Consider the following 23,490-nt stretch of genomic DNA (forward strand, 5'->3'; position numbering starts at 1 on the left):
GCATTATTATCATAATTAGTTAAATAATACATTTGCATCAGAAAAATGATGGATTATGCCAGTAAATTTCGAGTGGTTCCGGACTTTCAAAACAATTTATGAAACCGGATCACTGACAGCCACCGCACAAGCGTTATTCATTTCCCAGCCGGGTGTAAGTTTGCATTTGAATTCGCTGGAGGCGTATGTGGGATATAAACTTTTTGATAGAACAGCGAGGAAAATGGTGCCCACAGAACGGGCAAAAGTGTTCTATAACTTCATCCTCGAAGCCGTGAATAAGCTGGAACAGGCGGAAGAGCATTTTCATAAAAGTGCGGAAGACAACAGGTCGACCATTAGTATCGGCATGTGCCTGGAAACTTTCCAGTTTACATTGGAACAATATATCTCTACCCTTCCGTTTAACATCAACATTAAATTCGGAGAGTATCCTGATATGCAGCAGGATCTTGACCATGGCTTGCTCGACTTGATCATTGCGCCCCACAAAAGCAACCAGGCCAACCTGGAGTACAAGGCTTTTGCTAAAGAAAAAATTGTACTGGCAGGTGGCGGCATGCAGGATATTCAACCATTCACCAGCTTAATCATGGCTAATAGAATTGAAGAAGCCGAGCAGTGGCTAAAGGGGCAAACATGGTATACAACTGCTGCCGATATGGAAAATATGCGCAGATTCTGGTACCTGAATTTCAACAGGCACCCCGATTTCCGTCCAAATTATATTGTGCCCAACAAATGTTCTATTGTTCGTTGCTTAATTGATGGAAAAGGCTTTGCCATCATCCCCGATTTTCTCTGCAGGCATGAACTGGCAACAGGAAAGTTAAAGTTGGCCTGGGAAGGAAACAAAGTAATGGAAAATACGCTCTACTTCGGCACCCGCAAGAAGACCATGTACAGTAAGGAAATAGGAATGATTGAAGCGCTTTTTGAAGAGCAGTCTTCGCTATTTTCTAATGATGAAGTGTTGCAGGAGTCTGTATAGATATGTTTAGTTAGGTATCCTTATTTATAGATGGAACGCGCAAAAGCATGCCTCTGACAGAAGCATGCTTTTATAGTTTTAATGAAATATTACAGCGGTGGTGTTAACGCTTATTTACCAAAGCTGCCGATGGCCAACGTTTCAGTTCCCGTTGCTGTAGCCACTTTTAGGAAAGAAGAAAGTGCCAGTACATCGTCGTATTTAAATTTAATTTCGGTACGTACGTTATTAGGCTGATACAGTTTGATGGTATTGATTTTGTCAACTACGGTATGAGTAAGTGCAGCGCCGGTACCTTTAAAGCTGATCGCTTTTTTCTCCAGGTCTTTTGGCCGGAAAACAGTGTCGGTGGTAGGTGCGGCGATGGTGCCTTTAATCAGGTAAACATTGTATTCTGCGTCTTTGGTGTTCTTGTCGAGATTCAATACAACGATTACGCTATTTCCACTGTCAGCAAGGTTTTCCTTGAGTGTTACGGTGCCTATTTTTTTATCCTTGTCATCTCCTGTAGTGCCTTTCAGCTCATAAGTTTTGCTGCGTGGAGTAGGAACAATAGGATCGTCATTATCCTTTTTGCAGGAGCTGAAAGATATACCCAATACAGTGGCCATTACTGCTCCGGTCAGGAGAGTATTCTTGTTGAACATAAGCATTGTTTGTGTTTTATGAAGGTTTTATAAAGGTGATGCTACGTTGTTGATCGTGTAATTTTCGTTCTTGAATTTTTATGCAATAGGTTCTCAGCGCTGATATGATATGTTAAACGAGACTTGAAATTAAATGTTACAGCTATCGCAATATATTTTGAATTATTTTTTCTTGTGCCCTGTAATGGCTTGCTGTAAATGGTCTTAGCGAGGTGGTTTTAGATTCATGGTAAGTATACCAATTTTTTATTTCTCTTGTCAGAGATGATTTTTATGGAAAGAAATCAATTACATTTGTATCTCATCATTCGATGATAAACTGATAGTAATATGAAAGCTTAAATAATCGCTGGTACTTCCCGCGAATCTTCTCTCCGCATTATTGTTTGGTTTGTGGCACTGCCAAGTGCCATTATCAGTTTATTATTTCAACTTATTATATGTCTATTTTAACGAAAACGTTATTGCGTGTCCGTCATTTTTTTCAGTTATTCAAGATAGCGGTGGCTGGTAGTGAGAAAGAGTTTACTACCGGCAGTATTAACCGGGCTATTTTCCTGCTGGCAGTACCTATGATCCTGGAAATGGCGATGGAGTCGTTATTTGCGGTAGTGGATATTTATTTTGTAGGTCATTTAGGAGTAAATGCCATTACTACGGTAGGGCTTACGGAATCTATCCTGATGTTGGTATATACGGTTACAATGGGATTAAGTATGGGCGCCACTGCCATGATAGCGCGTCGTACCGGGGAAAAAGACCCGGATGCTGCAGCACATGCTGCCATGCAAGCCCTGTACATTGGTTTGATCTTATCTCTACTGGTAACGGTAGTGGGTGTCTTTTTCTCAAAAGATGTTTTATTAATGATGGGAGCATCCATGGATGTGGCAGACTACGGTTATATATATACGAAGATCTTGTTGTGCGGTAATATTGTGGTCATTTTGCTAATACTCATCAATGGTATTTTTCGTGGTGCAGGAGATGCGGCCCTGGCTATGCGTGCCTTATGGATTGCTAATGGCTTGAATATTATCTTATGTCCGTTGCTGATTTCCGGTGCCGGCCCCATTCCGGCTATGGGGTTGAAAGGTGCGGCCATTGCTACTTTCGTTGGAAGGGGTGTGGGCGTGCTATACCAACTTTATCACCTGGCAAAAGGAAGGGATCTGATACGTATTACCCGGAAGCACCTGGCGCCTGCCTTACCGATTATCTGGAGCATTCTCAGGATAGCAGTGGGCGCCACTGCCCAGATGCTTATTGCTGCGGCCAGCTGGATATTCCTGGTGCGTATCATTGCCCATTTTGGAAAAGATGCGGTAGCAGGGTATACAATTACGATCCGGGTGGTGCTTTTTACCATCCTGCCAGCCTGGGGAATGGCAAATGCGGCGGCAGCGCTGGTAGGGCAAAATCTGGGTGCTCAACAGCCGGAAAGGGCGGAAATATCGGCCTGGCGGGCGGCGTTTTTTAATATGCTATTCCTGGGCTTCGTAGCTATTGTATTCATTACCGGGGCACGGTCCATTATAGGCTTTTTTACAACCGATCCGGTGGTATTGGATTATGCGGTGCAGTGTATCCGCCTGATGAGCGCAGGATATGTCTTTTATGCCTACGGTATGGTGCTTATCCAGTCGTTCAACGGTGCCGGAGATACCCGTACTCCCCTGCTCATCAATTTATTTGTGATGTGGACGCTGCAAATGCCCCTGGCTTATGTCCTGGCTATCTGGCTAAAGCTGGGTCCTGTGGGGGTATTCTGGGCCATTGCCATCTCCGAGTCTACTTCAGCTATCGCCGCTATACTGCTATTCCGCCGCGGTGCCTGGAAAACAGTAAAGATTTAAAGTTGTCTTTCTATTTAAGTAATTACCTTTGCCAGGTTTTGTATTAAATTTTAACATAATAAAAATTAATTGGAATAGCATGTCTCTCACTGTCGTAGGTACAATGGCTTTCGATGAAATCGAAACCCCCTTTGGAAAGTCAGGTAAAATTATAGGCGGATCAGCCACTTATATTGCCTGGGCGGCCTCTAATTTTGTTAAGCCTATCAACCAGGTATCTGTAGTAGGTGAAGATTTCCCCAAATCAGAGCTGGATGCGCTGAAAAACAAAGGAGTGGCGCTCGATGGAGTACAGGTAAAACAAGGCGAAAAATCTTTCTACTGGTCCGGTAAGTATCACATGGATATGAACACCCGCGACTCGCTGGCTACAGAGTTAAACGTACTGGCAGATTTTAAACCGGTTATTCCTGAAAGCTACCAGGGCAGCGAATTCCTGATCCTGGGTAACCTTACCCCACAAGTACAGATGAGCGTATTGGATCAGCTGAAAGTACGTCCTAAGCTGATTGTTATGGATACCATGAACTTCTGGATGGAAGTGGCACTCGACGACTTGCTGAAAGTGTTGAAGAAAGTAGATGTGTTGATGGTAAACGACGGAGAAGCGCGCCAGTTAAGCGGTGAGTACTCCCTGGTAAAGGCTGCCCGTAAAATCATGGCGATGGGTCCCCGTTACCTTATTATTAAGAAAGGAGAACACGGCGCCCTGCTGTTTTATGAAAATCATGTATTCTTTGCGCCTGCTATGCCGCTGGATGACGTGTATGACCCAACCGGCGCCGGAGATACTTTTGCAGGTGGTTTTATCGGTCACCTGGCTAAAACAAAAGATATCTCTTTCGAAAACATGAAAACCGCCATCATAGTAGGATCAGCAATGGCGTCTTTCTGTGTGGAGAAGTTTGGTACCGAACGTCTCCGGGAAATTACGCAGGAAGATATTTCTGCGCGCCTGGAGCAGTTTGTACAACTGGTTAATTTTGATATCGACCTGGTATAGGATATATCTTATATAAAATGATAAAAGGGGAATAACCGGCTTAGGTTATTCCCCTTTTATCATTTTATACAGTGAGATGTTATTTATAAATGCTGTTCAGAATAGCAGCCAGTCTCAACCCTCCTTTCAGCAATTGCTGGTTCAGATCGTTCATAAAAACATAGTTATAACGGTAACTGAGCTTGGCATCGGGTTGTGTATAGCTATATACTTTATCGGCCAGCAGGTGCGATTCATACATCCAATCGGCAATGGATCCTTTTTGCAATGCTTTTACTTCCGCAGCAGAAGCGATGTCCAGGGCTTTGGTATACTCGGTATAACTGAGCTGCTGAAAATCGATCAGGTGCTCGTCCCATACCCGGTGTAAGTTAGATGGCTTATCGAACCACATGACGGAAATTTTATTGCCGCCCATATCTTCATCACGACCCACGTGCAGGGGTTGATGCATATCTCCCATCATATGTACCAGGAAGGTAAGTGCAAACAACTGTTTGTCTTTGGAAAGGGAACGGTTTTTCAGTTCCTTGATCATCGCCTGGGTTTCGGTATAAAGATTTTCATCAGTAGCTGCGGCCAGTAACTCATTAAATTTAGTCCGGTCGATATTGGCGGGAAAATCCAGGTAATGCCATTTGCTGGTATGATCGTATTGATGCGTAGTGTCTGATTTAATAAAATCAGGCCAGTTGGCAATCATTGCCATCGGCTGGCGACCAAGAATTTGCGTGATCGCTTTACGGGCTTGTGGAGTCAGGTGCTGCCAGGCTATTTCGGCAACAATACGGTGGCCATTAGGGCCCCAGGCAAAAGAGGCAAGAGGAAGCAGGAAGGCGATTAACAGGCCTGTTAAGATTTTTTTTCTCATAAGTCGTCCTTAAATAAGCAGCAAAATTAAAGCATCTTTTTTAACACTTCTCTTCCTGATTCTTTAGTATTTTTACAGACTGCTCAAATACAAATTTCAATATGTCATTTAAGATACAGGCTCCATACGCTCCTGCTGGTGATCAGCCGGAAGCGATTAAACAATTAACCCGAGGACTCAATGACGGTGAACCATTTCAGACCCTGTTGGGCGTAACCGGCTCCGGAAAAACCTTTACTGTTGCCAACGTGATCCAGGAAGTACAGCGCCCCACCCTGGTGCTTACCCACAATAAAACCCTGGTAGCGCAGCTCTACGGCGAATTAAGACAGTTCTTCCCCGATAATGCGGTAGAATACTATGTGTCCTACTACGATTATTATCAACCGGAAGCCTATATGCCTGTGAGCGATACATATATAGAAAAAGACCTGGCTATTAATGAGGAACTGGATAAGCTGCGACTGAAAGCTACTTCCAACCTGCTTTCCGGTCGCAGGGATATTATTGTGGTAGCCAGCGTGTCTTGTATCTATGGTATCGGTAACCCTACAGAGTATGAAAATGGGATTATCCGTATACAGAAAGGCCAGACGGTAAGTCGTAATACGCTGCTGCATGGGCTGGTAAACTCCCTGTACAGTCGCACTACAGGCGATTTTAACCGGGGGAATTTCCGGGTAAAAGGAGATACCGTGGATATTAACCTGCCTTACGTGGATTATGGTTACCGTATTACTTTTTTTGGAGATGAGATTGAGGAAATAGAGACGATTGATGTGCAGAATAGTAAACGTATTACCGTGGTGGAAAATGCTGCCATTTTCCCGGCTAATATGTACCTGGCGCCCAAAGAAATGATGCAGCAGATCATCTTTGAAATACAGGACGAATTAAAGGCACAGGTGGAATACTTTAAGGCCAATGGTAAGCTGATAGAAGCACAACGTTTATCAGAACGGGTGAATTATGATATAGAAATGATTCGTGAGCTGGGCTACTGTAGCGGTATCGAAAACTATTCCCGCTTCCTGGACCGTCGTAAGCCAGGTGCAAGGCCCTTCTGCCTGTTGGATTATTTCCCTGAGGATTTCCTGCTGGTGGTAGATGAAAGCCACGTAACCATTCCCCAGATAGGGGCTATGTATGGTGGCGACCGTTCCCGTAAACTGAACCTGGTAGAATTCGGATTCCGACTGCCTTCCGCACTGGATAACCGGCCGTTGAACTTCCATGAGTTTGAGAATATGCTCAATCAGACCATTTTTGTAAGTGCTACCCCAGGTGATTACGAGCTGAAGAAAACAGAAGGGGTGGTGGTAGAGCAGGTAGTACGTCCTACCGGCCTACTGGAGCCTCCTATTGAGGTGCGACCCAGCGTGAACCAGGTGGATGATTTGCTGGAAGAAATCGATAAGCGGGTGCTGAAGGGCGACCGGGTACTGGTAACCACCCTGACCAAGCGTATGGCGGAGGAAATGGACAAATACCTGGGACGTATTAATGTTAAGTCGCGGTACATCCACTCTGAAGTAGATACCCTGGAACGTATAGAAATACTAAGAGACCTGCGCCTGGGCAATATCGACGTATTGGTGGGCGTAAACCTCCTCCGTGAGGGATTAGACTTGCCGGAAGTATCGCTGGTGGCCATCCTGGATGCCGATAAGGAAGGCTTCCTGAGAGATGAGCGGTCGCTGACCCAAACGGCGGGACGTGCTGCCCGTAACGTAGATGGGTTGGTAATATTCTATGCAGATAAGATCACGGAGAGTATGCAGCGGACTATGGATGAAACAGACCGGCGCCGGGAGAAACAGCAGGCATTTAACAAGGCGCATCATATTACACCCAAAACCGTTCGTAAGAGCAAGGAGCAGATCCTCGGGCAAACGTCCGTACTGGAAATCAAGCACTTTGATGAACATTCGCCGATGGCTGTTCACGACGAGGTACAGCTGGTAGCAGAAGATGCCATGGCTTATGCCAGGTCGTCTGCGGCGGCTGTGAAAACAATCCCGCAAATGGAGAAGTCGATTGCCAAGGTGAAAAAGGATATGGAAAAGGCAGCCCGTGATCTCGACTTTATGGAAGCGGCCCGTTTAAGGGATCAGATGTTTGCTTTAGAGCGCGAATTATTAGAAATGAAGCAATAGTTAGCCCGGCCTAATTAAAACATTATATGTATTTATTTTTAATGTGAATGGTTGTTTTTAGATGTTGAATTGATAAATATGTAATTTATAATAAATTGTTTACCAGGTTGTTGTATTGCTTTTTACACAATTACAGTAATACATCCACCTGGTAAATTTGAAAATTCTTAACCTTCTCGTAACACATCTCTATATCAATTGATATTCAATAATTTACATGCTATTTTGCTGCCTTCATAAATGTTGCTATAGCAATAATTCGTAATTAATATTATAATTAATTATTATATAGTTAGCTTAATCCTAAATATCGCACCCTCTATTCAAATATTTCTATTTTTAGCGCCTTCTATTTGACGTTTTAAATTTCAGATATACTTTTATTTAAGAAATTTAAAAATAGATCGCTATGAAGAAAATATCATTTCAGGACTATCTCCCCTTCATTTTTCTTGCAATCATTGCAATTATTGGAATTTTTATCCCTTCGCTCCCCAATTTTGCTGATACCAGTAAATATAATTCTGCTGACATTGCTTGGATCCTGGTAGCCTCTTCACTGGTATTTTTAATGACGCCTGGTTTATCCTTCTTTTATGGAGGTATGGTAAATAAGAAGAATGTGATTTCTACCATGATGCAGAGCTTCATTGCTACAGGATTAATCAGCATCGTATGGGTAGTAGTTGGATTTAGCCTGGCATTTGGTTCTTCTTATCATGGCCTCATCGGAGATCCCCGCACATTTTTTATGTTTCAACACGTAGGATCCGGCGGACCCTGGAGCCTCGCCCCTACTATTCCGCTGTTATTGTTTGCACTCTTCCAGATGAAGTTTGCTATCATTACCCCCGCATTGGTGGTAGGTGCCGTAGCAGAAAGAATCCGCTTTACTTCTTATGTGCTCTTCATGGTATTATTCAGCTTATTAGTATATGCGCCTATTGCACACTGGACCTGGCATCCTGATGGTATCCTGTTTAAACTCGGCGTACTCGATTTCGCAGGTGGTACCGTAGTACATATTACTGCAGGTTGTGCTGCCCTGGCCGGAGCCCTGGTACTGAAAAGAAGAAAAGATCATATCGAAAAGAAAGAATTACAACCCGCAAATATTCCTTTTGTTTTACTGGGTACCGGTTTACTTTGGTTTGGCTGGTTTGGTTTCAACGCCGGTTCTGCCCTGAGCGCTGGCTCCCTCGCAGCTACTGCCTTTGCTACAACTAACACCGCTACTGCTGCTGCTGGTTTATCATGGGTATTCTTTGATGTAATCCGCGGTAGAAAACCATCTGCTCTTGGTTTCTGCATAGGCGCCGTAGTAGGTCTGGTGGCCATTACGCCTGCTGCCGGTTTCGTAGCTATCCCGCAAAGTGTATTTATCGGGTTTATTGCTGCCATCATTTCTAACGTAGCTGTACACTGGAAATCAAAAACAAGCATCGACGATACACTGGATGTATTCCCCTGCCATGGTTTAGGTGGTATGGTAGGTATGCTGCTCACCGGTATCTTCGCTACTAAAACAATAAATGATGCCGGTAACAACGGTTGGTTTTACGGCAACTTCGAGCTGTTTAAAAACCAGGTGCTGGGATTATTGCTGGTAGTAGGTTACAGCTTCACGGTTTCTTACGGTATCTTCAAACTCATCAACCTGATTCACCCACTGCGTGTATCTGAAGAAGAAGAAGAACTTGGTCTCGATGTTACTCAGCACAACGAAAACTATCATCCTTCTCTCATCAGCATATCAGACAATGGTTCCCTGAAAGAAGAAGATGAACTGGTACATTCCTGAAATGTAACATTGGCAGGTGTTTCAAAAGAATGGAATTTCCCCGGATACGATCTATATCAACTGTATTAAACATATATTTTATGTTGTAAGAACCTGGAATGGATAATTGGTAGTTAACTAGCTGTAAGAAGTGAAAATTGCACCAATCATTGACTACTGATTATCCATTCCTCCTATTCTGATTGTAGCACTATCAGAAGCACGCGTTATGCACCACCCCTGAAACAATCTGCAAGAAAGGCCGTAGTACTTACCATTTCTCAACCAAATATATAAGTATGAAAAGAATGTTAACGACCTTATTTGCTATGGGCAGCGCTTTGTTTGCCATGTCGCAATCCACAGCAGACACCACAGCTGTACCCGCGTTTAAGCTTTCCGGTTCAGCAGATGTTTATTATAAATATAATCTGAACGGTAACTACACCGACAATAAAACCAGCTTTACCAATTCGCACAATTCATTTGAACTGGGGATGGTATCGCTGAAAGTAGAACATGGGTTTAAAAAAGGAAGCATTGTAGCCGACCTGGGATTTGGAAAAAGAGCGGGAGAATTTTCCTACAACGACCTGCCAGATGGGAAAAACGGCCTGGCGATGGCGATTAAGCAATTATATGTTTCATATGAGCTGACCCCCAAGATTAAAATCAGTTTGGGTAGTTTTGCGACCCATATTGGTTATGAATTAGTAGATGCCTACACCAACAGGAACTATAGTATGAGCTATTTATTCAGCTATGGACCATTTTTCAATACCGGCGCCAAGGTTGACCTGGCACTCACTTCTTCACTTACCGCTATGGTAGGGGTTTTTAATCCTACCGATCTGAAATCAGTCACCGCAAACAGTCATAAATATATAGGTGCTCAACTGGGTTTTGCGCCAGCTGAAACACCCATCAAATTATACCTCAATTACCTGGAAGGAAAGGATACTTCAGGCATACAGAATCACCAGGTAGACCTTGTAGCTACTTACCAGGTGAATAAGGTATTGGGACTCGGTTACAATGCTACCTATAGCACGTATTCCAATACTACGGTGCCTAAGAATGTTCGTGAAAATGCCAAATGGTGGGGAAATGCCTTGTATGTAAATCTTGATTTTACAAGCAAAGTGGGGCTCACGGTACGTGGTGAATATTTTAGTGATAAAGATGGCCTGAAAGTATTTGGCAGCGTGCCTGGCGGAGGTAACGTAGTAGAAGGAACGGTTACCTTAAATTATAAGGTAGGAAACCTTACTATTATGCCAGAGTTTAGATTAGACAAAGCTTCAGCTAATATATTCAATAAGTCTGATGGCAAACCATATGATGTTACATCCAATGTTTTGTTAGCCGCTACGTATCACTTCTGATAGGAGCATTACAAAAAGAACGATGCAGGGGTGACAGCAGCCCCATGGCAATGGAAACAAATGGTTAAATCCCTGCATCGTAAATTGATTTGTATTATCTTGCTGTCAAAAAGAAAGAATGTTGCAGCCGTCCACGTTAAAATTTCTGAAGTCACTCAGGCTGAATAATAATAAGGTCTGGTTTGACGAACACAAAACCGAATACCAGGCCGCCAAGGCTGATTTTGAAAGTATGGTGCAGCAGCTGATAGATGGACTGTCAAAGCAGGAGCCTTCTATGCAGGGCCTGCAATTAAAAGATTGTGTGTTCCGGATCTACAAGGATGTTCGGTTTTCGAAAGATAAAACGCCCTATAAAGTAAACCTGGCCGCTTCTTTCCAGGCAGGGGGCAAAAAATCTACCCTGGCAGGATATTATTTCCACATGGAGCCGGGAGGCAATAGCTTTGCCGGTGGCGGGCTCTGGATGCCAGGCGCTCCTGAACTTAAAAAGCTACGCCAGGAAATAGATTATAATTTCCAGGAATTTGAACAGCTGATTTCCAATAAGGAGTTTATTAAACAGTTTGGGAAAATAGAAGGAGAAGCGTTAAAAACAGCTCCACAGGGATATCAACCGGATAATCCGGCTATTGCCTACCTGAAATTGAAAAGCTTTGTTGTTTCTCATCCGTTCACTGATGAAGCTTGCACACAACCGGCGCTCGTGAGGGAAATACTGAAAACCTTTGCCATCATGCAGCCCTTTATCCAGTTCATTAACCGCGCTATGGACTAGCCGGAAAGTGTTGATATTAGTTTATCAGATAAATGCGATTATTTAATAATCGCCTGTTATTACCATGTATACTACACCGGCAAACATTGCCAGGAAAAGAAGGCCACACATAATGCCCAGTATCCATAGCGCGATATAAGCGAATATCGCCTTATGTTCTGAAGGTAAATGCAGGTTGTTTTTTGGATCAAGTTCGTATTTAAATGGCCATTTCTTTTTCTTCATCCCATACTTATCTGATAAACTAATATACCACTAGTTTTTGTGAATCAGAAATTCGAATGGACGAGCCTTGCGATTCTTTAAAAGATTTTCTTTGTCAGTACGAGCGTGAGCAAAACGTTGATTATAAACGTTTGCCACTTCGATAATTGGTATGATCCCATCTAAAGTATCCTGCTGATCAACGATATTCATGATCCTGGATACCTGTGAGGAGAAATTGCTACTCCACTCTTCGGTGAACTTGTGCATTAACAGAAGCTCGCGATTGGTGTTGGTTTTCATAGGACTTAAGGGTGTTTTCTGATTAGAAAATAACGAAAAAAACCGGCATCTCTAAAATTGGACTACTCTTCACTTTCAAAGAGTTTTAGTTGGCATAGGATTATTGATTCCAAAATTGGATTTTCTGCCGCACAAATCAATACTACTTCCGTGTAATTTTTAAGCTTTCTGTGTTATTGTTTTATGAAGGATATAAAAAAGAGCAAGCGATAACATGCTTGCTCTTAATAAGTTATAAAATCGTTTTCGTATAGTCATCTACGGGAGCCACGTTTAGGGGTATTTTTGTCCCTTAATTACATAGCACAACAGTATGATTACAACCAGTTTTTGCCACTGAGGTATTCTGCAATCTGTACAGCGTTGGTAGCCGCTCCTTTGCGGAGGTTATCTGCTACTATCCACATATTCACCGTTTTAGGCTGCGTTTCGTCCCTGCGGATACGGCCTACAAATACTTCGTCTTTGTCGTGCGCATCTTTAGGCATTGGGTACTGGGCTTTAGAAGGATCATCTACCACAATAACACCAGGTGTTTGTTCCAGCAGGCCACGCAGCTCTTTCACATCGTATTCATTTTCAAACTCGATGTTTACGGATTCACTATGACCGCCCATTACCGGAATACGTACAGTCGTTGCTGTTACCAGGATACTGTCGTCCCGCATAATTTTTTTGGTTTCATTTACCATCTTCATCTCTTCTTTCGTATAGCCGTTATCGAGAAATACGTCTATCTGCGGAATAACATTCAGATCGATAGGGTATGCATATGCCATTTCGCCACTGATACCTTGTCTTTCATTCATCAACTGGGTTACCGCTTTTACGCCGGTACCGGTTACTGACTGATAAGTAGATACCACTACCCTTTTAATTTTATATTTTTCGTGCAGTGGTTTCAGTACCAGCACCATCTGGATGGTAGAACAGTTAGGATTAGCAATGATTTTGTCGTCCTGGGTAATGGCATCGCCATTTACTTCCGGTACCACCAGTTTTTTGCCGGGGTCCATTCTCCAGGCGCTGGAGTTGTCGATAACAGTGATACCAGCTTCCGCAAATTTAGGCGCCCATTCCAGGGAAGTACCGCCACCAGCGGAGAAAATAGCCACATTAGGCTTCATCGATATTGCCGTTGCAGCATTCACCACCTTCCAGGTCTTACCCTTAAATGTTACTTCCTTACCTACGGACTTCTCAGAAGCCACTGGAATCAATTCAGTAACGGGAAAGTTTCTTTCCGTTAACACCTGTAACATTTTTGAGCCTACCAGTCCGGTCGCTCCTACTACGGCAACTTTCATTTTGTTTTACATTTTTAATTTTGGAAACCCAAAATTAATGTATCGCATGCGCTTTTCATAGCATTCAGTATTTTTTTTGCCGTTTAGATGGCGTTAACACTTTGCGAAAGCGAATAGGGTAAGTTTGGAGCCCAAAAACTACCCGATATGCGATGCCCCATTGTTTGTATGGGCCTGTTGTTACAGGCGTTCAGCGGTTTTACCCAATCGCCGGCCATTTATGACGTGGTTATCCACGAAATAATGGTTAAACCTGCCCCCACACTAGGGTTACCACCTTACGAATATATAGAACTAAAAAATATAAGTACGGCGCCTGTTCAGCTGAAAGACTGGCGCCTGGCAGTCAATAAGCGGGAGGTTATCCTGCCGGCTTGTTTGTTGCAGCCAGATAGCCTGCTATTGCTCTGTGCTACCGCAGCCGCGCCCAGCTACCCGGTTTCCAACGTCAGGGGAATAGACCGGTTCCCCGCCCTGGCAGATGACAGTGCGCTGGTGGTATTGTATGATGCACGGCGGCGGGTGATACATGCGGTAGATTACGATGCGCATTGGTATGGTACAGCATCTCCTCCCAAGGGAGGCATCAGCCTGGAAATGATCAATGATGCGCTTCCCTGCAGCGGTAAAATCAACTGGACGGCCAGTACAGCCGCAACAGGTGGAACGCCCGGCAGTCCCAATGAGGCGGCCGCACCACTGACGGATAACACCCGGCCGGATCTCAACTACGCAACTATAACAGATAGTTTGCATGTATTACTGGGATTCAGTAAAACGCTGGATAGCACGTTGGCCGCTGATCCCGCACATTATCATTTCAATAATGGCTTGGAGGTGGCCGCCTGTCGCGTACTCCCGCCTCTATTCAGGAATGTGGCATTGCAGCTCGCTGGGCCCTTATCTCCAGGGGAGATATATACGTTAACTACCACGGCACTGACAGACTGTATGGGAGAAAGCAGCGGGCTACATACCAGTCTCGCTATTGGCATACCACAACGTCCGGAAAAGCAGGGCGTAATCATTAATGAAGTATTATTCGATCCTGTTCCCGGAATCCCGGAATTTGTAGAATTATACAATGGTAGCCAGAAAGTGATAGAACTGGCCAGCCTGCGGCTTTGTAACAGGAAGGCAGATGGCAGCCTGGGGCCATGGAAGATACTCAGTAACACCGGGCGCCTGTTGATGCCCGGCCAGCCACTGGCACTCACCACTGATGTAACAGCGCTTTGTGGAGGATACCCACATGCGCAGCCGGAAAATATTCAAACCGTTGGGAGCTTGCCTTCTATGCCCGTTACGGAAGGAACCATTGTATTATTACGGGCAGATAGCACCCTGCTGGATGAACTGCATTATACGAGCCGCCTGCATTTTCCCCTGGCCCGGGAGCTGCAGGGCGTGTCGCTGGAGCGATTATCTTATGCCCGTCCAACAGAAGATGCGGGTAACTGGCACTCGGCGGCTACGGCGGCGGGTAATGCTACGCCGGGAGCGATTAACTCCCAGCGCTGGCCGGATGCAGGCGATTCACTGAATATTGTGCTGGCCCCAGGTGTTTTTTCTCCCAACCAGGATGGTATAGATGACTGGGTCCGGATTTCCTGGCAATTGCCCGGCCCTGGCTATGTTGGAAATATTGTTATTTATGATATACAAGGAAGACCCGTGAAATGGCTGGCCCGTAATTTTTTGTTGGGAAATAATGGATATTTGCAGTGGGACGGAAAAAACGAAAATGCAGTACTTTTACCTTCAGGGATTTACATATTTCTTATAGAAATATTTAATTTACCTGGACAGGTGAAACGATGTAAACGCACGGTGGTGATGGCACGAAAGTTGAATTGAGCGACACCCCTGTTAAAGGCTTTTTATTGCCTAAAAATAGCAGCGGTCAATCTATTATAATTATTTATATTTGCGCTTCCTAAAAATTTGAACATGCAGTACAGAGAAATTGTTGCAGTAACCGGGTTGGGCGGTTTGTTTCAGTTAGTAGCCAGTAAACAAGATGGCGCCATCGTAAGGTCACTGGAAGATAAAAGTACAAGGTTTGTATCTTCCCGCGTGCATAATTTTACTCCACTGGAAAGTATTGAAGTATTCACTACCGGCGAAAACGTAAACCTGGCTGAAGTATTTAAAGCCATGGATGAAAAAGCAGCGGCATTCCCGCTTGTAGCTGGTAAAGCAGACAACAATGCTATCAAAGCTTATTTCAAAAGCGTATTCCCTGAATTCGATGAAGACAGAGTGTATGTGAGTGATATGAAGAAGATGGTAAAATGGTTCGGTATCCTCAAAGCAAACGATCTGTTGAAATTTGAAGAGATCCTGGCCGATGGTGAAGGTGAAGTGGAAGCAGTGGCTGTAGAAGAAACCGCAGCTCCTCAGAAAAAAGCCAAAGCAGCTCCTGCTGTCGCTACTGAAGAAACAGCTGTAGAAGAAAAGCCTAAGAAGACACGCGCTAAAAAAGCCGCTGACACTGACACTGAAGAAGGCGCTGAAGAAAAAGCACCTAAGAAGACTAAAGCTAAGAAAGAAGAAGCGCCGGCAGCAGAAGGTGAAGAACCTAAAAAAGTTGCGAAGCCACGCAAGAAGAAAACAGAAGAATAGTAAGACACTGGTTATTTGCTGATACCCATCAACAGATAACAAATATTTCAGGCTTCTATTTACCGCCTTTGCTGACGGTGAATAGAAGCCTGAATCGTTTTAGTATTCGTTTTTTAACGATTCTTTAAATGCATTCGCCTAAAAAAGTGCTACATTTCTACATTCGAAAAAATTCAAAATATTTGATAGCATGGATAATTTAAGTGCAGATATAAAGAAATTACCCCGTCAGTTTCTCCCCGAAACTTTCCAGGTAACTACCTGGGATGCGCTACAGCCCTATTTTGAGGCCCTGAAACAAAGACCTGTTAATAGTGTAGCCGACCTGGAGAAATGGCTGAAAGACCTGAGTGAGCTGGAAGCCGTTACCAGCGAAGATGCCTGTTGGCGGCAGATCCGCATGACCTGCGATACTACCAGCAAAGAACTGGAAGAAGCATTTGCCTACTTCTGCATGGAAATCCAACCCAAGCTGCAGCCCTACGCCGATGTGCTGAATAAGAAATTGCTAGAAAGCCCTTTCCTGAAGGAACTGGACCAGGAATTATATAAAACCTATCTCCGGAACGTACAAAAACAGGTGGAACTATTCCGGGAAGCGAATATTCCTATTCAGGCAGAACTTACCGTAATGGCGCAGCAATATGGCGTTATTGCAGGGAAAATGGCCATCCACGTAAAAGACCAGGAGTACACACTGCAACAAGCGGCCAAATTCCTGGAAAGTGGTGACCGTTCCCTGAGAGAAGAAGTATTCACGAAAACGGCCGCGCGCCGCTTGCAAGACCGGGAGCAGCTGGATGAACTCTTCTCTTCACTGGTACAGAAACGCGACCAGGTAGCTAAGAACGCGGGATTTGCCAACTACCGCGACTATAAATTTGTAGAACTGGGTCGCTTCGACTATACAAAAGAAGATGTATTCCAGTTTCATAATGCCATTAAAGCCCACATTGTTCCGCTGGTACAGCAAACCCTGGAAAGGCAGAAAGCTAAACTACAGTTGGATACCCTGAAACCATGGGATACAGAAGCTGAGCCGGCTGGAATAAAACCGCTGGAACCCTTCCACACTGGAGAAGAACTGATCAACAAAGCCATCGCTACTTTTGATGAGCTGGGTCCCTTCTTTGGAAACTGTCTGCGGGTAATGAAACAAATGGGGCGCCTCGACCTCGAAAGCCGCAAAGGCAAAGCGCCAGGTGGGTATAACTGCCCGCTGGCAGAAACGGGCGTTCCCTTTATCTTCATGAATGCCGCTGGCCAAATGAAAGACCTGACCACCATGGTACATGAAGGAGGTCATGCTGTACACTCCTTCCTGAGCCATCACCTGGCATTGAGTGCATTTAAAGAATACCCGATGGAAATTGCGGAAGTAGCCAGCATGAGCATGGAGCTGATCACCATGGACCACTGGGATATTTTCTTTGATGACGCGGAACAGCTGCGCCGCGCACGTTTGCAACAACTGGAAAGAGCGATTACCATATTCCCCTGGATTGCTACCATCGACAAATTCCAGCACTGGATATATGAGCATCCGCAACATACGGCAGCAGAACGTACCACCAAATGGCAGGAAATCCTGGAAGAGTTTTCTCCTGCCGTGGTAGACTGGACCGGACAGGAAGCCTACCGCGAAATTACCTGGCAGAAGCAATTACACCTGTTTGAGGTTCCTTTCTACTACATTGAATACGGTATTGCGCAATTGGGCGCTATCGCCATGTGGAAGCAATACAAGGAGAATAAAACCCAGGCCCTGGATAATTACGTACAGGCGTTAAGTTTAGGTAACACCAAAACATTGCCGGAGTTATACAAGGCAGCAGGCGTTAAGTTCGATTTCTCACCGGCTTATGTAAAGGAGCTGGCCGATTTTATACAGGCAGAGATAGAGAAACTGTAATAAGTTAGCTAAATTGACGAGGGTGTACCGGAAGCTCCGGTACACCCTCTTTTTTACCAGGACAATTGCCCTGCTAATAATTTGATCAGTCGTTTATTTGCATGATTTGCATACTCCGCTTACCACTACTTCTACCGTATGCGCCGCATACCCTTTGGGAAGGTGTATCTGTGGCACATCGGTTTCATCCAGGCAAATGGTATTGCCACACTCCTCACATTTGAAGTGGATATGATGATCGTGATGATCATGTTCGGAACACTCCGATTTGCATAATGCATAACGCACGGAAGTGTCTGTAGTAGGTATTTTATGAATGATGCCTTTATCAAGAAATGTTTGCAGCGTGCGATAGATGGTAACGCGGTCAAATGTTTTACCGGTCAGCTTCTCAAAATCAGCATGCTCCAGGGCGCCGCTGCTTTTCATAAACAGCTCCAATATCTTAGTCCTGGTTTCTGTAACACTCAACTTGCTTTCCCGCAAGAGACTACCGATTCGTTCTGTTATTTGTTGTTTAGTGCCCATGATGAAAAAACTTTATTCTTCCATTAATCGGTCTATATCTGCCATCAGCTTATCCACATCCTGTTTTTTAGTACCCTCGTACAAGCCACGAATACGACCTTGTTTGTCTACCAGGGCAAACCATTGGGTATGTACAAAATCTTCTTCGCCGGTATAAGTACCGTCATCTACCAGGTAGGCCTGACGGGCCATGCGGTATAGCTGCTTCTTGTCGCCGGTAAGGAACCACCAGTTTTTGCTGTCGGCCTTATGCTTGTCAGCATATGCCTTTAAAACAGGAACACTGTCATGATCCGGATCAACGGTATGTGAAAGGATCAGGAAGTCGGGCTTGTCCTTGTATTTAGCATAAACCTGGTCCATGTTGGCATTCATCTTCGGACAGATACCGGTACAGGTAGTGAAAAAGAATTCAGCTACGTAGATTTTACCTTCTACGTCTGCCTTGGCCTTCGTTTTACCATCCTGGTCTGTAAATGAAAATCCCTGTACAGTATGCCCCGGCGCGCCCAATACCGGCAGCTTTTCTTTACCAAAGAAGGTTCCGGTTTCACCCTTGATAACATATCCGGCGTAGCCCAGGAAACCCGCGCTCAGTACTATAAAAAACGAAATGAGTATAATTGCTTTCTTCGACATAGGTATGATTCCCCTGTTTAATTCGATATACAAAGGTAGTACATAGTTAACAGATGCCCAGCGACAGACGTTGTCTTGATATTTTTTAACACGATTGCAACATTTTACAATTAAGAAATAAAATTATTTGATGGACCTGGCAATTTTCATTTGCAACATTGTTGCAAATTTATGTAGTTTTGTTGAGCAATAAAAAGAGAGGGGTATGGACGATAACACGCTAAAGCGGATGAACCTGGACACTTTAGGGATTGGAGCTTCATTGATCTGCGCAGTACATTGTGCTTTATTCCCTTTACTGGTAACCATGTTGCCCTTGTTGGGAGCCGATTTTATGGAGAATGAAACACTGGAATACGGGCTGATGTCATTTTCCTTCCTTGTTGGTTGCATATCGCTGGGCCGGGGATATTTCCGGCATCACCGCCGCCTCACGCCGCTCCTGGTATTTGTAACGGGTTTCCTGTTACTGCTGGCAGGACATTTTTATTTTTCAGGTACCTACACGGCTTTTGCAATTATCCTGGTGGGTGCCGCAGGAGTCATGGCGGCGCACCTCCTGAATATCCGTGGTTGCAAACAATGTACGATTCATAAACATCATTGATAAAATAGATTAATAAGCAGGGATCACGTTACCGGCAACGGGGGTGGTTGATAAAGCCATGCCGGTAATGCCCCTGTATGCCATGCCAATAGCAACCTAATCATCTTATATATGGAAAAATTGCCTGTTACGGTGCTGAGTGGCTTCCTCGGCGCAGGGAAAACTACGCTCCTGAATCACGTATTGCATAACCGCGAAAATATTCGTGTAGCCGTTATCGTGAATGATATGAGCGAAGTAAATATCGATGCGCAATTGGTACGGAACGAAAACAGCCTGCATAAAACGGAAGAGCGGCTGGTGGAAATGAGTAATGGCTGCATTTGCTGCACCTTGCGCGATGATTTACTGAAAGAAGTAGCCGCATTGGCAGCAGAAAAACGATTCGATTACCTGTTGATAGAATCTACCGGCATTTCCGAACCTATCCCGGTAGCCCAAACTTTTTGCTACCAGGATGAAGCCAACGGTATAGACCTGTCGGGCGTGAGCCGCCTTGATACCATGGTGACTGTGGTAGATGCTTTCAATTTTATGCGGGACTACAGCAGTATCGCGCAACTGCACGAACAAGGATTGACAGACGATCCGGCCGACCAGCGCACCATTGTAAACCTGCTCACCGACCAGGTTGAATTTGCGAATGTGATTGTATTGAATAAATGTGACCTGGTTAGCCCGGAAAAGCTGGGTAATCTCCGGGCAGTGCTTCGTAAACTCAATGCTCAGGCGCGGATAATAGAAGCGGTAAATGGTGACGTACCGCTAAAAGAAATACTGAATACGCATCTCTTCGACTTCGACAGTACAGCGCAGAGCGCGGGCTGGCAGGCAGAGCTGGAAAATGAGCATACTCCGGAAACCATCGAGTACGGTATTGCTTCTTTTGTATACCGTAGCCGCAAGCCCTTTCACCCGGAACGCTTCTGGCACTATATCAATGAACAGTGGCCGGGCAATATTATACGTAGCAAAGGCCTCTTTTGGCTGGCTTCCCGGCCGGAGATCGCTGTCAACTGGAGCCAGGCCGGCGGTTCGCTGCGCGCGGAAAAGGCGGGTTACTGGTGGTGCGCTATTCCCCGCCAGCAGTGGCAGCTGGATACTGCAACCTATGAGCTGGTAACCAGCCGCTGGGATGATCGTTTTGCAGATCGCTATAATGAACTGGTAATCATTGGGCAGGAACTCGATGCTGCAGCCATTACAGCTGCCCTGGATGATTGCCTGTGTACAGAACTGGAAATTAAAAGCTTCCAGCAAAAGGCCGTCTTTAAGGATCCTTTCCCAATGATTTAGATTAGTCTAAAAAATAATTAAGACAAGTATAAAAATAGAATATAGTTTTGTTGAAAATTAAAATTAGAAGTGTAACCAGTGTTACTATCCTGGAAGTCCTACACGGTTACCATTTACCTACATTTCTTACTAACATGAAACAAATAGCTACATTACTATTTTTACTCTTACTGACTTCCCTGACATACGGCCAGCATGGCGCCATTAAAGGAACCGTTGTTAATAAAAGCGGTCAGCCACTGCAGTTTGCTAACATCGCAATACGTCAGCTACATACCGGCGCTATTTCCGATCAACGTGGTGGATTTAGCATCAGGCAATTACAGCCAGGCACTTACGATATTGTTATTTCAATGATAGGATTCCAGACTATAAAAATAAAGCGGACCATCGTTGCTGAACAGCTGTGTACATTGAATATCCAGCTTGAAGAAGACCTGTCTAAACTAAATGAAGTAATAGTGACTGGCGTTTCCCGTGCAACCGCTGTACGGAAAAATCCTATACCCATTGCCGTTATCAGCAAGCGGGAAATGAATATGAATGTAAACAACAACCTTATCGACGCTATTGTGAAAGGCATCCCAGGCGTGAGCGCAGTTACTACCGGACCTAATATTTCGAAGCCCTTCATCCGGGGGCTGGGATATAACCGGGTACTTACCTTATATGACGGCGTGCGGCAGGAAGGTCAGCAATGGGGCGATGAGCATGGAATAGAAATAGACCAGTACGGCGTTTCCAGGGCGGAAGTAGTGAAAGGTCCTGCCAGCCTTACTTATGGCTCCGATGCCCTGGCCGGCGTTATTAATATGATCCCGGATATACCATCTTTAACGCCCGGTAAATTGCAGGGTAGTTTCCTGACCGATTACCATAGTAATAACGGCATGTTGGGATCTTCCCTTGGATTGGCCTACGGCCAGAACGACTGGAAATATGTATTCCGCGCTACTGCCAAAACTGCGCATAACTACCGGAATAAGGTAGATGGGTGGGTGTATGGTACTGCTTTCCGCGAGTATAATCTATCAGCGCTGGCAAGGACAGATAAATCATGGGGAAGCACGCAAATTGGCGCAACGTTATATGACAATACCCAGGAGATACCGGATGGCAGCAGGGATTCTATCACCCGTAAGTTTACAAAGCAGGTGAAGGAAGAGGATGATATTAAAGACAGGCCACTGGTGCCGGAAAATGAACTACACTCCTATTCCATCCATCCATTGCACCAGCATATACAACATTACCGGGTGTATAACCGTACCAAATGGAACCTGGGCGGTGGAGATATCAATGCCATGATAGGGTTACAACAAAGTATCCGCAGGGAGTATAACCATCCGGAAATGCCATCGCAGCCTGGATTGTATGTAGTGCTCAATACGCTCAATTACGATATACGTTATAATTTGCCGGCTATGGATGGATGGGAAACTACCGTGGGAGTAAATGGCATGTATCAGTCAAATGCCAGTAAAAATGGTACCGACTTCCCGATTCCTGATTATCGCCTGTTTGACATAGGAGGATTTATGTTTGCAAAGAAAACGATTGGGAAGATAGATATATCAGGGGGACTCCGGTACGACAATCGTACGATTCGATGGAATAATTTCTATGTAGGACCCAATAAGCAAAACGGTTTTGAGCAGCACGTGCGGGGAACGGATACGGCGGAAGCCCGCTTACAGTTCCCTGCCTTTCGCCACAGCTATACAGGTATCTCTGGTAGTTTGGGAGCTACCTGGAATATCAGCGAACGGGTGTTGTTCAAAGCCAATATTGCCAGGGGATATCGTGCACCCAATATCACAGAAATTGGCTCCAATGGCCTGGATCCGGGGGCGCATATTGTATACCTGGGTAACCGCGGCTTTAAACCGGAGTTTAGTTTACAGGAAGATATTGGTATACAGGCCTGGTTGCCAGATGCAGATATCAGCATAGAATTGTTTAATAACGATATTGATAACTATATCTACCAGGCAAGGCTATACGATAATAATGGTAACCCGGTAGTAATTGTTCCCGGCAATGCAACGTATCGCTACCAACAGTCGGCCGCGAGGTTGTATGGCGCAGAGCTGGCAGTGAATTTACATCCACGTCGCATTGCCTGGCTGGCGGTGAATAACAGCCTGGCTTATATACAAGGGCGGAATAAAAACCAGGAATTGATCCGCCTGCACGGAGAGGAAGCCCGGTACCTTCCGTTTATCCCCCCTACGCATATACGAAGTGAGTGGAGAGCTACGGCACAGCGGAACTATGGTCCGTTTTCCAAAGCGTATATCCGGGCAGAAGCAGATATCATCGCCGATCAGCCTCATTTTTATGGCGTAGACAATACGGAAACATTTACAGCGGGATACACCCTTTTTAACGTGGGGGCCGGTAGCGGTATTATTAACAAGAAAGGGAAAACGGTTTGCGAAGTGTTCCTGCAGCTGGATAATGTAGCCAATGTGGCTTACCAGGCTAATACCAACCGGTTAAAGTATTTCGAATATTATACCGCCTCCCCTAACGGGCGTTTAGGTATATATAATATGGGGAGAAATTTCAGCGCTAAAGTAATTGTACCTTTTTAGGTGCG

19 protein-coding genes are annotated in these 23,490 nt (G+C 44.8%); 13 read left to right on the forward strand and 6 right to left on the reverse strand.

Going from position 1 to position 23,490, the window contains the following annotated elements; translation table 11 throughout:
• The first annotated feature begins 55 nt into the window (after nucleotides 1-55).
• Nucleotides 56-991 (forward strand): LysR family transcriptional regulator, encoded by a 936-nt coding sequence (locus HGH91_RS11010; RefSeq protein ID WP_168738489.1) that lies wholly within the window; start codon nucleotides 56-58, stop codon nucleotides 989-991.
• A gap of 110 nt (nucleotides 992-1,101) precedes the next feature.
• On the opposite strand, the gene HGH91_RS11015 is transcribed toward HGH91_RS11010, so the two are convergent.
• Entirely contained in the window at nucleotides 1,102-1,638 is a 537-nt protein-coding gene (locus HGH91_RS11015) for a hypothetical protein (RefSeq protein ID WP_168738490.1), read from the reverse strand.
• A 440-nt stretch (nucleotides 1,639-2,078) separates the two neighbouring features.
• Between HGH91_RS11015 and HGH91_RS11020 the strand changes: the two genes are divergently transcribed.
• On the forward strand, nucleotides 2,079-3,494 hold the full coding sequence (locus HGH91_RS11020) for an MATE family efflux transporter (protein ID WP_168738491.1): 1,416 nt from the start codon (nucleotides 2,079-2,081) through the stop codon (nucleotides 3,492-3,494).
• A gap of 79 nt (nucleotides 3,495-3,573) precedes the next feature.
• On the forward strand, nucleotides 3,574-4,497 hold the full coding sequence (locus HGH91_RS11025) for a PfkB family carbohydrate kinase (protein WP_168738492.1): 924 nt from the start codon (nucleotides 3,574-3,576) through the stop codon (nucleotides 4,495-4,497).
• A 79-nt stretch (nucleotides 4,498-4,576) separates the two neighbouring features.
• Here the strand turns inward: HGH91_RS11025 and HGH91_RS11030 are convergent, their stop codons facing one another.
• A complete protein-coding gene (locus tag HGH91_RS11030; RefSeq protein ID WP_168738493.1) occupies nucleotides 4,577-5,368 on the reverse strand; it encodes a S1/P1 nuclease in 792 nt (263 codons plus the stop codon).
• A gap of 101 nt (nucleotides 5,369-5,469) precedes the next feature.
• Here HGH91_RS11030 and uvrB point away from each other — a divergent pair, with 101 nt between their 5' ends.
• The 4 genes from uvrB (at nucleotide 5,470) to HGH91_RS11050 (ending at nucleotide 11,467) form a co-directional block, all read left to right on the forward strand.
• Nucleotides 5,470-7,524, forward strand: a complete 2,055-nt coding sequence (uvrB, locus tag HGH91_RS11035; protein WP_168738494.1) for an excinuclease ABC subunit UvrB — start codon at nucleotides 5,470-5,472, stop codon at nucleotides 7,522-7,524.
• Nucleotides 7,525-7,933: 409 nt separating this feature from the next.
• On the forward strand, nucleotides 7,934-9,325 hold the full coding sequence (locus HGH91_RS11040; protein ID WP_168738495.1) for an ammonium transporter: 1,392 nt from the start codon (nucleotides 7,934-7,936) through the stop codon (nucleotides 9,323-9,325).
• A 278-nt stretch (nucleotides 9,326-9,603) separates the two neighbouring features.
• Nucleotides 9,604-10,689 carry a porin gene (locus HGH91_RS11045; RefSeq protein ID WP_168738496.1) on the forward strand — a complete coding sequence of 362 codons (1,086 nt, stop codon included), beginning with the start codon at nucleotides 9,604-9,606 and terminating at the stop codon, nucleotides 10,687-10,689.
• Between the two features lie 118 nt (nucleotides 10,690-10,807).
• Nucleotides 10,808-11,467 carry a DUF2461 domain-containing protein gene (locus HGH91_RS11050; RefSeq protein WP_168738497.1) on the forward strand — a complete coding sequence of 220 codons (660 nt, stop codon included), beginning with the start codon at nucleotides 10,808-10,810 and terminating at the stop codon, nucleotides 11,465-11,467.
• Nucleotides 11,468-11,722: 255 nt separating this feature from the next.
• On the opposite strand, the gene HGH91_RS11055 is transcribed toward HGH91_RS11050, so the two are convergent.
• Both HGH91_RS11055 and HGH91_RS11060 read right to left on the reverse strand, forming a co-directional pair.
• Entirely contained in the window at nucleotides 11,723-11,974 is a 252-nt protein-coding gene (locus HGH91_RS11055) for a hypothetical protein (protein WP_145662617.1), read from the reverse strand.
• A 317-nt stretch (nucleotides 11,975-12,291) separates the two neighbouring features.
• The gene (locus HGH91_RS11060) at nucleotides 12,292-13,281 is read right to left on the reverse strand and encodes an aspartate-semialdehyde dehydrogenase (protein WP_168738498.1); all 990 of its coding nucleotides are present in this window, start codon (nucleotides 13,279-13,281) and stop codon (nucleotides 12,292-12,294) included.
• Nucleotides 13,282-13,428: 147 nt separating this feature from the next.
• Between HGH91_RS11060 and HGH91_RS11065 the strand changes: the two genes are divergently transcribed.
• The 3 genes from HGH91_RS11065 to HGH91_RS11075 all read left to right on the forward strand — a co-directional run bounded on the left by HGH91_RS11065 (nucleotide 13,429) and on the right by HGH91_RS11075 (nucleotide 17,818).
• Entirely contained in the window at nucleotides 13,429-15,138 is a 1,710-nt protein-coding gene (locus HGH91_RS11065) for a lamin tail domain-containing protein (protein WP_168738499.1), read from the forward strand.
• Between the two features lie 93 nt (nucleotides 15,139-15,231).
• On the forward strand, nucleotides 15,232-15,906 hold the full coding sequence (locus HGH91_RS11070) for a DUF5606 domain-containing protein (protein ID WP_168738500.1): 675 nt from the start codon (nucleotides 15,232-15,234) through the stop codon (nucleotides 15,904-15,906).
• A 190-nt stretch (nucleotides 15,907-16,096) separates the two neighbouring features.
• Nucleotides 16,097-17,818, forward strand: a complete 1,722-nt coding sequence (locus HGH91_RS11075) for a M3 family oligoendopeptidase (protein ID WP_168738501.1) — start codon at nucleotides 16,097-16,099, stop codon at nucleotides 17,816-17,818.
• Between the two features lie 93 nt (nucleotides 17,819-17,911).
• On the opposite strand, the gene HGH91_RS11080 is transcribed toward HGH91_RS11075, so the two are convergent.
• A complete protein-coding gene (locus HGH91_RS11080) occupies nucleotides 17,912-18,346 on the reverse strand; it encodes a Fur family transcriptional regulator (protein WP_145662644.1) in 435 nt (144 codons plus the stop codon).
• 12 nt (nucleotides 18,347-18,358) lie between these two features.
• Nucleotides 18,359-18,985: an SCO family protein gene (locus tag HGH91_RS11085; protein ID WP_168738502.1), complete on the reverse strand. Its 627-nt coding sequence runs from the start codon at nucleotides 18,983-18,985 to the stop codon at nucleotides 18,359-18,361.
• 205 nt (nucleotides 18,986-19,190) lie between these two features.
• On the opposite strand from HGH91_RS11085, the gene HGH91_RS11090 reads away from it, so the two are divergent.
• The 3 genes from HGH91_RS11090 to HGH91_RS11100 all read left to right on the forward strand — a co-directional run bounded on the left by HGH91_RS11090 (nucleotide 19,191) and on the right by HGH91_RS11100 (nucleotide 23,485).
• Nucleotides 19,191-19,592, forward strand: coding sequence for a MerC domain-containing protein (locus HGH91_RS11090; protein ID WP_168738503.1), 402 nt, complete (start codon nucleotides 19,191-19,193; stop codon nucleotides 19,590-19,592).
• 111 nt (nucleotides 19,593-19,703) lie between these two features.
• Nucleotides 19,704-20,888 (forward strand): GTP-binding protein, encoded by a 1,185-nt coding sequence (locus tag HGH91_RS11095; protein WP_168738504.1) that lies wholly within the window; start codon nucleotides 19,704-19,706, stop codon nucleotides 20,886-20,888.
• Between the two features lie 134 nt (nucleotides 20,889-21,022).
• Nucleotides 21,023-23,485, forward strand: coding sequence for a TonB-dependent receptor (locus tag HGH91_RS11100; RefSeq protein ID WP_168738505.1), 2,463 nt, complete (start codon nucleotides 21,023-21,025; stop codon nucleotides 23,483-23,485).
• The last annotated feature ends 5 nt before the right edge of the window (nucleotides 23,486-23,490 follow it).

This window comes from Chitinophaga eiseniae (assembly GCF_012641265.1).
Classification (GTDB): Bacteria; Bacteroidota; Bacteroidia; order Chitinophagales; family Chitinophagaceae; genus Chitinophaga; species Chitinophaga eiseniae_A.